Source organism: Sphingobium sp. CFD-2 (assembly GCF_024611135.1).
Lineage (GTDB): Bacteria > Pseudomonadota > Alphaproteobacteria > Sphingomonadales > Sphingomonadaceae > Sphingobium > Sphingobium fuliginis.
In genome coordinates this window covers 286,626-300,895 of record NZ_CP084406.1, presented here as the reverse complement: position 1 = coordinate 300,895, position 14,270 = coordinate 286,626, and the positions used below count along the sequence as shown (strand labels likewise).

The 14,270-nt window shown below is 65.9% G+C and carries 13 protein-coding genes; 7 read left to right on the top strand and 6 right to left on the bottom strand.

What is annotated here, in order from left to right; all coding sequences use genetic code 11:
- Nucleotides 1-39: 39 nt before the first annotated feature.
- Nucleotides 40-948 (bottom strand): LysR family transcriptional regulator, encoded by a 909-nt coding sequence (locus LDB29_RS21620; protein ID WP_257557765.1) that lies wholly within the window; start codon nt 946-948, stop codon nt 40-42.
- A gap of 100 nt (nt 949-1,048) precedes the next feature.
- Between LDB29_RS21620 and LDB29_RS21615 the strand changes: the two genes are divergently transcribed.
- The 3 genes from LDB29_RS21615 to LDB29_RS21605 are packed head-to-tail and all read left to right on the top strand — an operon-like array spanning nt 1,049 to nt 4,101.
- On the top strand, nt 1,049-2,548 hold the full coding sequence (locus LDB29_RS21615) for a CoA-acylating methylmalonate-semialdehyde dehydrogenase (protein WP_048575215.1): 1,500 nt from the start codon (nt 1,049-1,051) through the stop codon (nt 2,546-2,548).
- 52 nt (nt 2,549-2,600) lie between these two features.
- A complete protein-coding gene (locus LDB29_RS21610) occupies nt 2,601-3,374 on the top strand; it encodes a nucleotidyltransferase family protein (protein WP_257557762.1) in 774 nt (257 codons plus the stop codon).
- A complete protein-coding gene (locus tag LDB29_RS21605; protein WP_222886766.1) occupies nt 3,358-4,101 on the top strand; it encodes a metallophosphoesterase in 744 nt (247 codons plus the stop codon). The genes LDB29_RS21610 and LDB29_RS21605 overlap by 17 nt, the downstream gene beginning before the upstream one ends.
- Here LDB29_RS21605 and LDB29_RS21600 read toward each other — a convergent pair.
- From LDB29_RS21600 to LDB29_RS21590, 3 genes are all read right to left on the bottom strand, one after another.
- A complete protein-coding gene (locus LDB29_RS21600) occupies nt 4,080-5,162 on the bottom strand; it encodes a PepSY domain-containing protein (RefSeq protein WP_257557758.1) in 1,083 nt (360 codons plus the stop codon). The two genes, LDB29_RS21605 and LDB29_RS21600, sit on opposite strands and share 22 nt — an antisense overlap.
- Complete coding sequence (locus LDB29_RS21595) at nt 5,162-7,312, bottom strand: TonB-dependent receptor (RefSeq protein ID WP_257557756.1); 2,151 nt, start codon at nt 7,310-7,312, stop codon at nt 5,162-5,164. Before LDB29_RS21595 ends, LDB29_RS21600 begins: the two co-directional genes overlap by 1 nt.
- Before the next feature lie 103 nt (nt 7,313-7,415).
- Nucleotides 7,416-7,811 carry a hypothetical protein gene (locus tag LDB29_RS21590; RefSeq protein ID WP_025548474.1) on the bottom strand — a complete coding sequence of 132 codons (396 nt, stop codon included), beginning with the start codon at nt 7,809-7,811 and terminating at the stop codon, nt 7,416-7,418.
- A 145-nt stretch (nt 7,812-7,956) separates the two neighbouring features.
- Here LDB29_RS21590 and LDB29_RS21585 point away from each other — a divergent pair, with 145 nt between their 5' ends.
- The gene (locus LDB29_RS21585; protein WP_257557754.1) at nt 7,957-9,981 is read left to right on the top strand and encodes an elongation factor G; all 2,025 of its coding nucleotides are present in this window, start codon (nt 7,957-7,959) and stop codon (nt 9,979-9,981) included.
- Nucleotides 9,982-10,289: 308 nt separating this feature from the next.
- Here LDB29_RS21585 and LDB29_RS21580 read toward each other — a convergent pair whose 3' ends face one another.
- Entirely contained in the window at nt 10,290-10,652 is a 363-nt protein-coding gene (locus LDB29_RS21580) for a hypothetical protein (RefSeq protein ID WP_025548473.1), read from the bottom strand.
- A 114-nt stretch (nt 10,653-10,766) separates the two neighbouring features.
- On the opposite strand from LDB29_RS21580, the gene LDB29_RS21575 reads away from it, so the two are divergent.
- The 3 genes from LDB29_RS21575 (at nt 10,767) to fixJ (ending at nt 13,439) form a co-directional block, all read left to right on the top strand.
- Nucleotides 10,767-11,582, top strand: coding sequence for a universal stress protein (locus LDB29_RS21575; protein WP_257557753.1), 816 nt, complete (start codon nt 10,767-10,769; stop codon nt 11,580-11,582).
- A gap of 20 nt (nt 11,583-11,602) precedes the next feature.
- Nucleotides 11,603-12,748 carry a sensor histidine kinase gene (locus tag LDB29_RS21570; protein WP_025548469.1) on the top strand — a complete coding sequence of 382 codons (1,146 nt, stop codon included), beginning with the start codon at nt 11,603-11,605 and terminating at the stop codon, nt 12,746-12,748.
- Between the two features lie 67 nt (nt 12,749-12,815).
- Nucleotides 12,816-13,439: a response regulator FixJ gene (fixJ, locus tag LDB29_RS21565; protein ID WP_025548467.1), complete on the top strand. Its 624-nt coding sequence runs from the start codon at nt 12,816-12,818 to the stop codon at nt 13,437-13,439.
- 38 nt (nt 13,440-13,477) lie between these two features.
- Here fixJ and LDB29_RS21560 read toward each other — a convergent pair whose 3' ends face one another.
- Nucleotides 13,478-14,269, bottom strand: coding sequence for a DUF2182 domain-containing protein (locus LDB29_RS21560; protein ID WP_257557751.1), 792 nt, complete (start codon nt 14,267-14,269; stop codon nt 13,478-13,480).
- Nucleotide 14,270 lies beyond the last annotated feature (1 nt).

Genomic DNA, 14,270 nt, shown 5'->3' with positions numbered 1-14,270 from the left:
CTCCCGCCGAAGGCGGCGGTCGGGGATCGGCCCGCGCCCCTATAAGCGCTCCCGCATCCCCCGCGTCACCTCCTCCAGAAAATCCGCCGCCGCCCGCACCCTGGGCAGCCTCTGCAGATCGGCATGCATCACCAGCCAATAGCTGCGCCACACCTCCATCGACTCCGGCATCGACTCCGGCATCGACTCCGGAAACAACTGCACCAGCCGCTCATCCTCCGCCGCCGCGAAGACATGCAGCACGCCCAGCCCCATCCCCGCCGCCACCGCTGCATGCTGCGCGGCGCTGGAACTGGCGCGGAAGACGATGGCCGCGCCGGGCAACAGCTGGTCCAGCGCGATCATCTCCGCGAACCCGGCCAGTTCCTCGATATAGGAAACGAAGACATGACGGCTCAGGTCGCCCCGCCCCGTCGGCGCCCCCTCCCGCGCCAGATAGGCTTTCGACGCATAGAGCCCCAGCCGGTAATCGGCCAGCTTGCGCGTCACGAACCGTCCCTTGGGCGGCGGCTTCAGCATCACGGCGATCTCCGCCTCCCGCCGCGACAGGCTGGCCGCCTTGCTTTCGGACGCAAGCTCCAGCGTCAGGCGCGGATGCCGCTCCCGCAACTCGGCCACGCGCGGCGCGATCAGATGGCTGGCAAAGGCCTCCGGCGTGGCGAGCCGCACCGTCCCCTCCACCTCCCGGTCGCGCCCCGCGACGCTGCTCATCGCGGCGAGCAGCTCGCTCTCGATCCGCTCGGCATGGGAAACCAGCGCGAAGGCGGCGGGCGTGGGCGTCACCCCGCGCGGGCTGCGGTCGAACAGCCGCGCGCCCAGCGTCGCCTCCATATTGGTCAGGCGCCGGGCGACCGTGCTATGATCCACGCCGACCCGCCGGGCTGCGGCCAGCATGTTGCCCTCCCGCATCACGGCCAGGAACAGGCGCAGTTCGTCGGAATTCAGCATGGGCAAATCCGCACAACCAATGTGTCCACATACCCGTATATCTGCAAAGCTGACCCGTCTATACCAAAGCCATCCACCGGCAGGAGAGGAAACCGGAAAAATGCGTTCAATTACTCATTTCATTCATGGACAATCCGCCCCGCTCGCCGGCGCCCGCCTGTCCGACGTGCTGAACCCCGCCACCGGCGCTGTCCAGGCGCAGGTCGAACTCGCCACCGCCGCCCATCTCCAGAAGGCGGTGGATTCCGCCCTCGCCGCCCAGCCCGAATGGGCCGCCACCAACCCCCAGCGCCGCGCCCGCGTCATGTTCCGCTTCAAGGAACTGATCGAACAGAATATGGACGAACTCGCCGTCCTGCTCTCCTCCGAACATGGCAAGGTCGTCGCTGATGCGAAGGGCGACATCCAGCGCGGCCTGGAAGTCGTCGAATTCGCCTGCGGCATCCCCCATCTGCTGAAGGGCGAATACACCCAGGGCGCGGGTCCGGGCATCGACGTCTATTCCATGCGCCAGCCGCTGGGCATCGCCGCTGGCATCACCCCCTTCAACTTCCCCGCGATGATCCCCCTCTGGATGAGCGCCATGGCCATCGCCTGCGGCAACGCCTTCATCCTAAAGCCCTCCGAACGCGACCCCTCCGTCCCGGTGCGCCTCGCTGAACTCGCCATGGAGGCAGGCATGCCCGCCGGCATCCTGAACGTCGTCCATGGCGACAAGGAGATGGTCGACGCCATTCTCGACCATCCCGCCATCAAGGCGGTCAGCTTCGTCGGATCGTCCGACATCGCCAATTACGTCTATGCCCGCGGCGCGCAGAACGGCAAGCGCGTGCAGGCGATGGGCGGGGCCAAGAATCACGGCATCATCCTGCCCGACGCCGACATGGATCAGGCAGTGGCCGACATCGTCGGCGCGGCCTATGGTTCGGCGGGCGAACGCTGCATGGCGCTGCCGGTGGTCGTGCCGGTGGGCGAAGCCACGGCCGACGCCTTCCGCGCCAAGCTGCTGGACGCCATCGAAACGCTGCGCCCCGGCATCCCTACCGATCCCGACGCGCAATATGGCCCGCTGGTCACCGGCGTGCACAAGGCCCGTGTCGAAAGCTATATCCAGATGGCCGCCGACGAAGGCGCGGAGATCGTGGTCGACGGACGCGGTTTCTCGCTTCAGGGCTATGAGGAGGGCTTCTACCTCGCCCCGACGCTGATCGACCGGGTGACGCCGCAGATGAAAAGCTATCAGGACGAGATTTTCGGCCCGGTGCTCCAGATCCTGCGCGCCCAGACCTTCGAGGAGGCGCTCAGCTATCCGTCGAAGCATCAATATGGCAACGGCGTCGCCATCTTCACCCGCAACGGCGACTATGCGCGCAAATTCGCCGCCGATGTCGAAGTCGGCATGGTCGGCATCAACGTGCCGATCCCGGTGCCGGTCGCCTATCACAGCTTCGGCGGCTGGAAGCGTTCGGGCTTCGGCGATCTCGACCAGTATGGCATGGACGGCGTGCGCTTCTACACCCGCACCAAGAAGATCACGCAGCGCTGGCCCGACGGCGGCGCGGTGATCGACCAGAGCTTCGTCATCCCGACGATGCGATAGGCTTCTGCCCGGCAGGGGAACGGAAGCGCCCGCTTGTCCGTTCCCCAGGGTGATGAGCCAGTACCCCGTCACCTTCGATCCCCCTCCGGAGGCTGCCGAATTCTACGCCGAAAGCCTTGCGCATCTGGTGGAATCCGGCATCCCGTTCATGCTGTCGGGCACCTATGCGCTGGGATGCCATACCGGCATCATGCGGCCGACCAAGGATCTGGACGTCTTCTGCAAGCCCGGCGACGCGCCCCGCATCCTCGCCTATTTCAAGGCGCTGGGACATCGCGTCGAATTCGAGGATGAACGCTGGATCGGCAAGGTCTGGCGCGGCAGCAATTTCTTCGACGTCATCTACAACATCTCCTCCGCCAGCCTGCCCGTGACGGAGGAATGGTTCCGCGATGTCTCCCATGCGGAGGTCTATGGCACGACGGTGCGGATCACGCCGCCGACCGAATTCATCCTCTCGAAGGTCTTCATCCAGGACCGCTACCGCTATGACGGCGCGGACGTCGCGCACATCATCCTGCGGCAGCATGAACATATCGACTGGCAACGCCTGCTGGACGCGATGGAACTGCACTGGGAAGTGCTGCTCATCCACCTGCTGAATTTCCGCTTCATCTATCCGACGGAACGCCATTGCATCCCGCTCTGGCTGTTCGAGGAATTGCTGGGGCGCTTGCAGACCCGCGCCGAACTGCCCGTGCCCAATCTGCGGGTGTGCCGCGGCCGTCTGCTTTCACCGCGCGACTATCTGGTCGACATCACCGAATGGGGCTTTGCCGACGTGGTCGGCAAGGGGCTGGAGGAGAGCCATGATCGCAACCAGTGAGCCGCGGCCTAAGGACAGCCTTGTCCTCGCTGCCGTCGGGGACCTGCATGTCACCGATGCGTCCGAACATCGCTACCGCGCCATGTTCGAGGAGATTTCGGCTCAGGCGGACATATTGGCGCTATGCGGCGACCTCACCAATTTCGGCAAGACGCGGGAGGCCGAGATACTGGCCGAAGACCTGCGAAGCTGCACCATTCCGACGGTCGCGGTACTGGGCAATCACGACCATGAATGCGGCCAGCCTGAGGTCGTGGCGCAGATATTGCGCGGCGCGGGCGTGACCGTGCTGGACGATCAGGCGGTCGAGATAAAGGGCGTCGGCTTTGCCGGGGTAAAGGGCTTTGTCGGCGGTTTCGGCCGGGGGGAGCTTGGCGCTTTCGGGGAAAGCGCGATCAAGGGCTTCGTCGAGGAATCGATCAACGAGGCGCGCAAACTGGAAAATGCGCTGCGATCCCTGCGGACGGAAAGGACCGTGGCCGTGCTGCACTATGCGCCGGTGGTGGACACGGTGCAGGGGGAGCCGCCGGAGATTTTCCCCTTTCTCGGTTCCTCACGGCTGGCCGAGGCGATCGACAGGTTCGACAATGTCCGCTTCGCGGTCCACGGCCACGCTCATCGCGGCGCCTTTGAGGGGAAAACGCCCGGCGGCGTTCCGGTCTATAATTGCGCGCAGTTCGTGCTGTCGGAGCGGTTCGACCGTCCCTACGCGCTGATCGCCATTTGACGGGCACGCGCCGGCTTCACAGGACGCCTGAACCAGAAGGTCCAGACCGTCAGCGTGCCGAGCAGCGTCATCGCCAGGCCCGACAGGGTCATGACCAGCCTGAACGCCAGACCGCCGACCTTCGCCGCGTGGAGCGGGTAGAGCAGATTATAGCCCTTCGCCGCCATCGGCAGCGTCGCGGCATCGCGCGCCGCGACCAGCGCGCCGCTGTCCGCCGCGAACCAGAGGGTGGTGCGGCCATTGGGCAGCCATTCCTGCGGCCGCCGCATGCGGATTGCGATCAACCCATTATCCTTGCGCGGCAGGCTGAGGCTGCGCAACTCCGCATCGGGAAAGCGCGCCTTGGCCGTCATGACCATGGCCCCCCAATCGAGCCCTTCGCCAAGTTTGGCGTCGCGCGGCGGCGGTGGAGCGAGCGCCGTGTCGATCTGCGCTGGCGCCCCCGGCCCGAACAGCAGCGCCGCCATCGGCCGGAACACCAGCACGGCCCCTGTGACCAGCGACAGCAGCAGCAGCGGCGCGACGACGACGCCCAGATCGCGGTGATGCCGCACGATCGCCGGGCGGCTCATCCGCGCCGGCCATAGGCGCCATTCGAAAGTCCGCCGCGTGCGCCACCAGAGGATGAGGCCGGTGAACACGAAGAACAGGCCGCAAAGCGCGGCGATGCCGATCACCCAATCGCCCGTCTCGCCGGAAAAGAGATGATGGTGGAAGTCGAACAGCCAGAGTTCGGGCCGCTCCCACTGGCTGCTCCACCGCGTCACCATGGCACCCCGCTGATCCGCATAGGCGCCGCCGCCATTGTCGAACAGCAGCTTCAGCAACCCGAAATCGTCGGACGCATAGCTGATCGACTGGGGCCGTCCCGCCGGATTCGCCATGATGCGCTGCGTCGTCTCGGCCAGTTGGCGGACATCCTCCACGCGCGGGTCGCCGGCGTGGGGCGCCAGGGTCCAGGCATTTTTATGCACCAGCAACGCGCCGCTAAGGCCCAGAAGGGCGAGCAGCAGCCCGATCAGCCCGCCGGTCCAGCGATGGAGGGTGTCGATCAGCTTCATTAGAACCTATAGTCCCATGAGAGGGTGAAATTGCGGCCGCGTCCCGCGAAATAATGGGCGTTGTCATTGGGCCGGACGGTCTGGCTGTAATAATCGATGTAGAATGTGTCGAAGATATTCTGCGCCGCGAGCGTCAATGCCCCGAACCGGGTCTGATAACGCAGCGACAGATCGGTCACGTCATAGCCGTCGAACCGGTAGAGCGGCGGATAGGCGCCCGGCGTCCGTTCGAACTGCCGGGACAGGAAGAATTGCGTCTGGATGCGCGCTGAAACCGGACCGTGCACATAATTGGCGGCCAGGTTCAGACGGTCAGGCGAGATATTGGCGCCATCCAGATCGCGATCCACCTTGTCGATGCCATTGTCCGATCCGTCGGTGCGACCGATCAGATGGGCATAGCCGGTCGAGAGGGTCAGCCCCGGCAGCGGCGTCCTGGCCGACAGGTTCAGTTCCAGCCCATGTATTTCCACCCGCTGACGCTGGACCTCGAACACCCCGCCGCTCTGCACCAGCAGCGATCCGTTCTTGCTGGTGGACCAGAAATAGGCCGCGCTGGCGTCGATCGGGCCTCGCTTCACTTCGAATCCGATCTCCCGGTTGTTGGAGACGATCGGGCTGATATTCACATAATCGTCGATGTCGACGCCGGGCGTGGCGACTGCCCGGGCGATCCGGCCGACATCGGGCACGGTATAGCCCTCGGCATAGCTGGCATAGGCGCGGATGCCGGCCCAGGGTTCCAGGATCACGCCACCATTGAGCAGCGTATCGCTGAATGTCGGCCTGCCGCCCGCGACATCGACGCCGCCGCCATAGGTCCAGAGAGTATGATAGTCGTCGATGCTGATGCGCACATCCTCATGACGCAATCCGCCCGCCACGCGCAGCTTCTTGTCGAACAACGCCAGATTGAACTGGGCGAAGGGCGCGAGGCTGCGATAGTCGGTCGGCGGCACCCAGGTCCGGCCGGTCGCGATCAGCCGCTGTTCGGTCAGGTCATAGAGCGCGTCAAAGCCAATGGTGGCGGTCAGCGCCTCGAACCCCGGCATTGCGCGTTCATAACTGATCTTGCCGCCATATTTGCGGCTGCGGTTCTGCGACTGGTCGAACAGCGTATCCCTGGGCGCGATGCGCGGGTCCTGGAAGCTGGCGATCGGCGCCACCTCCCCGCCATAGGTGTCGCGCGAACGGTTGAAGAAGAGCTGGGCGATGAAATTGCCACCCCACAAGTTGCTGTCGGTCAGGGTCAGCGCCGCACTTTCTGTGCGGTTCGCGGCAGGAACGCCCGGCGGCGTGCCGCGCACCGAACTGGTCGGGCGGTCGACGCGATAATTGCCGTCTACAGCAACATAATCGCCCTCCCCCTTCAACTGGAAGCGGCTCATGGTCAGGTCCAGCCGCGCGCTGTCGCTGAGCGCATAGCCGAAGCGGCCGAACAACGACCAACTCCGGCTATCCTGCGTCTCGCCCTGGGTCAGGTCGGTGCCGACGCGATTGCCATGGCCGTCGTAAAAGGCGCCGCGCTTCTCATAGGCTGCGCCCACCGTCGCATCCCACCCCCCGGAACGCCAGCCGATCAGCCCCGCCACCTTGCCCCCGATGCCGTCGCTGCGAAAGCCGGTGTCGGCATTCCCCTGCACCAGCATCCGGCCGGTCAGTCCATCCGCCTGGGGAGGCGCAACGGTCACTTGGTTGACGATGCCGCCCGTGCCGCCGATCCCCTGCAGCGCATTGGAACCGTAGATCAGCTCCACCCGGTCGATGAAGAAAGGATCGATGGTGAAGCCATCCCTCGCTCCGTCGCGCAGCGGAGCGGTCTGCGGAACGCCGTTGATCGCATAGAGCGGCGAGCGGCCGCGCAGCGTCTCCCCCGCGCCGGACAGCTTCTGCCGCGTGGGCGAGAAGGATGGGGTCAGCGCGGACACCGCATCGACAATGGACCCGCCGATTGCGACCTGCTGGTTGAGCGTTTCCTGATCGATGACGTCGATGGTCAGCGGCAGGGCGTTGGCGGGCAGGATCGTGCGCGCCGCAGTCACGATGATCGGGCCGGCATCCTCGGCTGCAGGTTCGGACTGGGCCAGCGCAGGCTGGCTCAACAGCGCAAGCGCGCTGGTGGCGAACAGGACAGACGAGCGGATATGCATTCTTTCCCCCATAAGGCTGCTCGTCCGCTAGCCAAATGAGCAGGATGTTGCAAGTCATTAGCAGTATAAGAAGGGTGTTTTGCGGGTCGGGCCTGCGTGCACCCTAGCTTTCGATCAACGCTTTCAGGGCCTTCAGGTCGCGGTTGATCCAGCGGATGTCGGCGGCGAATCGGTCATCGTCCATGTCGGGTTGGCGGAACAGCGTCAGCATGACTTCCGCCCCTTCGCCATTCTGCACGACGCGCAGCGGGACAAACACCTCCTCGCCGTTGCCCAGGTCGACATGATGATCCATCACGCCATAGACATTATGCGGCGTGAAGCGGATGCGGATCGGACCTTCGGGGCCATCGGCCAGCCAGTGCGCGCCTTCCTGCCGCAAGCCGGATTCGGCAAGGCCCGACGCCCAGCGCGGGAAATATTCCGGGCGCCAGATGATTTCGTAAAGTGCGCGCCAATCGCGGGCGATGGTGATGCTGAAGGTCCGGGCGGGCAGCATGTCGCTCTCCAATGAATCGTTGCGCGGGGCCATAGCATGCGATGGACGATCTCGCCCTTGCGTTCCGGCCGATATGGGACGAACATCCCTGCTTCCAAGCGACCGGCTTCATCAAGAGAGACGGATGGATTGGAGGAGAGCCAGGATGAGCGGCTGTTACACCCGGGCCATCGCGCTCGTCGGACCCGCCGGGGCGGGCAAGACCAGCCTTGCCGAAGCGATGCTGTTCATAACCGGCGCGATCCCGCGCCAGGGATCGGTTCAGGCGGGAAACAGCACGGGCGACGCCAGCCCGGAGGCGCGCGAACGGGGCAGTTCCACCGAACTCAACCTGATGCATTTCGAATGGATGGGCGACCGGTTCGCGCTGATCGACGTGCCCGGCGCGCCGGGCTTCGCCGCGGATGGGGCATCTGCGCTCGACATGGCCGACCTTGCCGTCGTGGTGATCGATCCCGATCCCGAGCGCGCCGCGCTGGCCCAGCCGGTGCTGCGCAGGCTGGAGGGCGCGGGCATCCCGCACGCATTGTTCGTCAACAAGATCGATCAGGCGCGGGGCAGCATAGAGGACCTGTTGACGGCGCTCGCGCCGATGAGCGCCGCCGCTCTGGTGGCGCGCCAGATCCCGATCCGCGCCGGGGAACGAGTCGCGGGCTTCGTCGACCTCGCGCTGGAGCGAGCCTATCATTATGAGGCGGGCAGGAAATCGCAGCAGGTCGCGCTCGCCCCGCATGTGAAGGACGATGAAAGCGCGGCGCGTTTCCACATGCTGGAACAATTGGCCGACCATGACGAACTGTTGCTCGAACAATTGCTGTCCGACGAACAGCCCAGCCTGGAAACCGTCTTTGCCGATCTGGCGCGGGAGACCGCCAGCGGCCTGATCGTCCCGGTGCTGTTCGGTTCCGCCTCCAACGGTTTCGGCATCCGGCGGCTGCTGAAGATGCTGCGCCATGACACGCCCGCGCCCGCCCGGACGGCGGAGCGACTGGCGATCAGGGGCGAAGCGGCGCAGATCTTCAAAATCTCCCACGCGGCGACGGTCGGCCGGCTGGCGCTGGCCCGCATCTTCGGCGGCGCGCTTGCCGACGGGGCGGAGATGGCCGACGGCAAGGGGCGGCCACTAAGACCCGGCGGATTGTTCGCGATCCAGGGCATGGCGACGGCGAAGATCCCGGCGGCCGAAGCCGGCTCCATCGTCGGCATCGCCAAGGTCGAGGCCGTTCAGGCAGGCGAGCTGATCGGCATGGCCGGCACGGCCCCGCAGAGCGGCCTGCCGGTGGAGAGGAGGGCGGCGAACTGCGCGCTGGCGATCGCGGCGAAGGACCATAAGGACGAGGTGCGGCTTTCCACCGCCCTCAACCGGCTGGCCGAAGAGGATGCCGGACTGCACTGGGACCAGGATGAAGGTTCGCGGGAGACCCTGCTGCACGGCATGAGCGAGGACCATCTCGCCGTCGCAGTCGACCGGCTGAAGCGGCGTTACGGCGTCGCCGTGTCCGTTCAGGCGCCGACGATTGCCTATCGCGAATCGATCCGCAAGGCCGTGACCCAGCGTGGCCGCCACAAGAAGCAATCCGGCGGCCATGGCCAGTTCGGGGACGTCGTGCTGGAAGTCCGTCCTCTCGAACGGGGCGAGGGCGTGCGTTTCGAGGAACGGATCACTGGCGGCGCGGTGCCCCGGCAATATATTCCCGCGGTCGAGAAGGGCGTGATCGACGCCGTCGCAAGGGGGCCGCTCGGCTTTCCCGTCGTGGATGTCTGCGCGGTGCTGGTGGATGGATCGTTCCACAGCGTCGACAGTTCCGAACTCGCCTTCCGCACCGCCGGGCGCATCGCCATGGCCGACGCCCTGGCGGCGGCGTCACCCTATCTGCTGGAACCGGTCGCCCATGTGACGATCATGAGTCCGGGCGCCGCCACGTCCCGCATCACATCCGCCATTGCGAGCCGCCGGGGCCAGATGTTGCGAATGACGACGCGGGACGGCTGGCACCATTGGGACGTGCTGGAGGTCCTCCTCCCCGAGGCTGGGTTGCAGGGGCTGGAAGCCGAGATCCGCTCCATGAGCCAGGGCATGGCGCATTATGAGGCGCATTTCGATCATCTGGCGGAGGTCAATGCGAAGCTGGCCGACAGCATCGTGCAGCGGGCGAAGGAGCCGGCTTAGAGCCAATCGACATTCAGATGATGACGAGCCGAAAATGGCGGTTTTACGTCGAAGTTCACAGTGTACGCGCGCGCGTGCCAGCGCGCGCGTATGCGAAGGCGGGATTTTGATCGGACGTTTCAAAGAGGGACGCGAGATAGCGCGGCAGGGACGGAATAGGACAGGCCGAATGGGCCCTGTTGGAGAAATAGGATGTTTTTGGAGGAAGCTGTTGCGGTTGGGTGACGCATTTGAGGATGGCCGCGCGCAGACGCAATGGGAACGGGCCTAGGCTCAGGACCCAAAGCGGCGGTCCGGCGCGCCTGCGATCAGGCCGGGCTGAGCCCCTTCACCACGAAGGGCAGGCATTCCCCGTCCGGGTCGGTCAGGGTCAGATAGGCGCCCGGATGGATGGCATGCGCGTCCAGCCGATAGATTTTCTCGTCATCCGCCTCCCCCGGCTCATAGGACAGCGCCCAGCCATGCCGGGTGTGCAGCAGCGTACCGTGCCGGTCCGGCTCATTGGGCCAGAACCGCCGCGCCGTCGCCAGTTCGGGATGGATGCGATATTCCCTTTCGTCGATCACGCCGCCGCTGCCGAGCGGCAGGCGCAGGACATAGCTTCGCGCCGCCGATCCATTGGGAAAGGCCGGCGTCCGGGCAAGTTCAAGGCGTATGGTCGTCCAACTCATGACCATTGCAATCGGATTCCGCGGCGGAAAGAGATATAAGGATTATTCCTGATGGCGACCGCGCCGGGGCAGTCCTAGCCAGAGGGTGAAGAGACGCTTGCCGGGAGACAGACGATGAAATCGGTCCTGCTGCACATTCATGAAGATCATGGCGCGGAAAGCCGCTTGCAGGCGGCCTGCGATCTCGCCCGCGCATCGGGCGCGCATATTCATTGCGTGCAGGTGACCGCCATGCCGGATTTCGTGGCGGCCGACATGTATGGCGGCGCGTCCATGGCCCCCGCGATGATGGCGGAGCTTTACGACATCGATGAAAAGGCGCGAATGCGCACCGAGGACCGGCTGCGCCGCGAGGACGTGAGCTGGGCCTGGCGCCATGTGGAGGGCGATGTCGTCCATGGTCTGCTGTCCGCCGCGACGTTGACCGACGGCATGATCGTCACCCTGCCGTCCGGGCCGCGCCGGGAATTCGCCGACCCGCTGCATCTGGCCGCCGATCTGGCGCTGGCCGGGCGGGTTCCCGTGATCGCCGTGCCGCAGGAGGCGAAGTCCTTTCCGGTGACGGGCCGCGCCGTCGTGGCGTGGGAGGGCTCGCAGGAAGCCTCCGCCGCGCTGCGCCTGTCCGTGCCGCTGCTGAAGCTGGCGGAGGAGGTGCATGTCGTGACGGTCGAGGAAGCGGGCAAATATCCCTTCCCCGCGACCGACGCGCCCGAATATCTGGCCCGCCATGGCATCAAATGCCAGTTCCATAGCTGGCCGCAGGATGGCCGGACCGTCGAAGCGGCACTGAAGGCCGCGGTCGGCACGCTGAAGCCGGACTGGGTGGTGATGGGCGCCTTCGGCCATAGCCGGCTCAGGGAAATGGTGTTCGGCGGCGTCACCCGCGCCATGTTGCGCGAGGTACATGTTCCGCTCTTGCTGGCGCACTGAAGCCACGGCATGGTGGAAGCATGGCGGTAGCGGACGATGAGACGGAAGGCTTGACGCAGCGCGAGCACAGCCTGGAACAGGCGCTGCTCGGCTCGATCCTGGCGACCGTGCCGGACGCGCTGATCGTCATCGACATGCACGGGCAGATCGTGTCCTTCAGCGCGGCGGCCCAGCGCATGTTCCAATATGCCGAAAGCGATGTGCTGGGCGAGAATATCTCGATGCTGATGCCCTCCCCCGACCGGGAGAGGCATGACGGCTATATCGGCCATTATCTGTCCACGGGCGAAAAGCGGATCATCGGCATCGGCCGCCTGACCAGCGCGCGGCGGCGGGACGGGTCGACCTTTCCCATCGAACTGTCGGTGGGCGAGGTACAGGACGAGGGGCGGCGGCTGTTCACCGGCTTCATCCGCGACCTGACCGAGAGCCAGCAGGCCGAGCGGCGCGTGGCGGACCTGCAGGCGGAACTGGCCCATGCGGGCCGCGTGACGGCGATGGGCACGCTGGCGTCGGCCCTTGCGCATGAACTCAACCAGCCGTTGACCGCCATCGCCAATTATCTGGAGGCGGGGCGCGACATGCTCGACGCCGAGGGTCCGGTGGACCGCGATCTGCTGCGCGAGGCGATGGCGGAAAGCGCGGCCCAGGCGCTGCGCGCGGGGGAGATCATCCGGTCCCTGCGCGAGTTCATCAAGCGCGGCGAGACGATGCGCCAGCCCGAACCCCTGCGCCTGTTGCTGGCGGAGGGGGCGGCGCTGGCCTTCATCGGCGTCGACAGCCGGGGCCTCGATATGGACATCAGCGTCGATCCGCGCGTCGACAAGGTGCTGGTCAACCGGGTGCAGTTGCAGCAGGTCATCATCAACCTCACCAAGAACGCCGTGGAGGCGATGGCCGGCAGCCCGGCGCGCATCCTGCGCCTGTCCGCCATCCCCGGCGAAAACGGCAGGGTCGAGGTGATCGTCGCGGACAGCGGGCCGGGGCTCGCGCCGGAGATGTCACGCACCCTCTTCACCCCGTTCACCACCACCAAGCCATCCGGCATGGGCGTCGGCCTGTCGATCAGCCAGACCATCGTAGAGGGTCATGGCGGGCGCATCTGGGCCGGACCGTCGCAATGGGGCGGCACGGCCTTCCACTTCACCCTGGACGCAGCGGACTAGCGCATTTTGAAGTCGGCCGGCAAGGCTGACGGGCTCGCAAAATGCGGCCAACAAGAAGGACCAGAGCATGAGCGAGCCATTCCCCATCTATGTCGTGGACGATGACGAGGCGATCCGGCGGTCATTGTCCTTCATGCTGAAGACGAGCGGTTTCGCGGTGAAGCTGTTCGACGGCGGCCTGCCCTTTCTGAAGGAGGCTGCCGACCTGGAGCCGGGCTGCGTGCTGCTGGACGTGCGGATGCCCGACATGGACGGGCTGGCGGTGCAGCGCGAGCTGCGGGCGCGGGGCATCATGCTGCCCGTGGTGATCATGACGGGCCATGGCGACATCGACATGGCGGTGACGGCGATGAAGGCAGGCGCAAGCGACTTCATCGAAAAACCGTTCGAGAAGGCAGCGTTGCTGGGCTGCGTCGATGCCGCGCGGCGGGTGGCCGTGGCCGACCGTGGCGCGAGCGCGCGGGCGGACGATGCGCGGGCGCGGCTCAACATCCTGACGGAGCGGGAGCGCGAGGTGCTGGACGGGCTGGTGGAAGGGCTACCCAACAAGACCATCGCCTATGACCTGGGGATCAGCCCGCGCACGGTGGAAATCCACCGCGCCAACCTGATGCAGAAGCTGGAGGTGAAAAGCCTGGCCGAAGCGCTGAGGATCGCCTTTCATGCGGGAGCGGAGAAGGACGAGGCGTAGATTGGGCTGGCGCCCGGCATGGCCCCGGCCGAAAACCGTCAGCCCGTCAATATCGCCCATCCCAGCAGGATACAGCCCATACCCGCCGCCACGGAGACCATGCGGCCCCAAGGCAGCAGCTTCTCCAATCCCACCAGCAACGTCAGCAAAGCGATCCAGGCCAGGTTCATGGTCCCGCCCACGAACAACAGCGTCATCAGCATCCAGCAGCAGCCGACGCACCAGGCGCCGTGGATCATCCCCATGCGGAAAGCGCCGGTCCATCCCGGCCGATAGTGGCGGCTGAGGAATTGCGCGGGATTGCGGCACTGGCGCAGGCAGGCGTCCTTCCATGGGCTGATCTGATAGGCCCCCGCCCCGATCAGGAGCGCGGCCGCCAACGGGCGGCTGGATGTCGCCATCGCCATGGGGGACAGCATCGCCATTGTGGCCAAGCGCCACTGCGCCAGCGTGGCTGTCAGGGAGAAAAAGCCCCAGACCAGCAGATAGCCCAGGGTGAAGCTCTCCGTCGCGGGGCGCGTGGAGGCGGGTGCGGCGCGAGCGTAGAGGAGGACCATCGGCGCGGCGGAGGGGAGCATCATCGCGATCATCATCACCCACCACATGGCGAACGTCACGATGAACTGCGCGGCTGTCCATGGCATGTCGCCGGGCATCATCATCGCCAGCATCGGGTCTTCCGCCAGGCCGGCCGGAAGCAGGGAGGCGGTCGGCGCCATGCCCATGCCCGCGCCCGAAAGCAGCCAGCCCCAGGCCACAAGGATCAGCACCGCGAGCGCGACAAACGAAATCAAGCGGTGCCGGGCGAGCACCGCGCCAAATGCGGCCACC

Bases quoted from the DNA above. Each gene is read 5' to 3' on its own strand.
- LDB29_RS21620 (WP_257557765.1), bottom strand. From the start codon at position 948: ATGCTGAATTCCGACGAACTGCGCCTGTTCCTGGCCGTGATGCGGGAG.
- LDB29_RS21615 (WP_048575215.1), top strand. From the start codon at position 1,049: ATGCGTTCAATTACTCATTTCATTCATGGACAATCCGCCCCGCTCGCC.
- LDB29_RS21610 (WP_257557762.1), top strand. From the start codon at position 2,601: ATGAGCCAGTACCCCGTCACCTTCGATCCCCCTCCGGAGGCTGCCGAA.
- LDB29_RS21605 (WP_222886766.1), top strand. From the start codon at position 3,358: ATGATCGCAACCAGTGAGCCGCGGCCTAAGGACAGCCTTGTCCTCGCT.
- LDB29_RS21600 (WP_257557758.1), bottom strand. From the start codon at position 5,162: ATGAAGCTGATCGACACCCTCCATCGCTGGACCGGCGGGCTGATCGGG.
- LDB29_RS21595 (WP_257557756.1), bottom strand. From the start codon at position 7,312: ATGCATATCCGCTCGTCTGTCCTGTTCGCCACCAGCGCGCTTGCGCTG.
- LDB29_RS21590 (WP_025548474.1), bottom strand. From the start codon at position 7,811: ATGCTGCCCGCCCGGACCTTCAGCATCACCATCGCCCGCGATTGGCGC.
- LDB29_RS21585 (WP_257557754.1), top strand. From the start codon at position 7,957: ATGAGCGGCTGTTACACCCGGGCCATCGCGCTCGTCGGACCCGCCGGG.
- LDB29_RS21580 (WP_025548473.1), bottom strand. From the start codon at position 10,652: ATGAGTTGGACGACCATACGCCTTGAACTTGCCCGGACGCCGGCCTTT.
- LDB29_RS21575 (WP_257557753.1), top strand. From the start codon at position 10,767: ATGAAATCGGTCCTGCTGCACATTCATGAAGATCATGGCGCGGAAAGC.
- LDB29_RS21570 (WP_025548469.1), top strand. From the start codon at position 11,603: ATGGCGGTAGCGGACGATGAGACGGAAGGCTTGACGCAGCGCGAGCAC.
- fixJ (WP_025548467.1), top strand. From the start codon at position 12,816: ATGAGCGAGCCATTCCCCATCTATGTCGTGGACGATGACGAGGCGATC.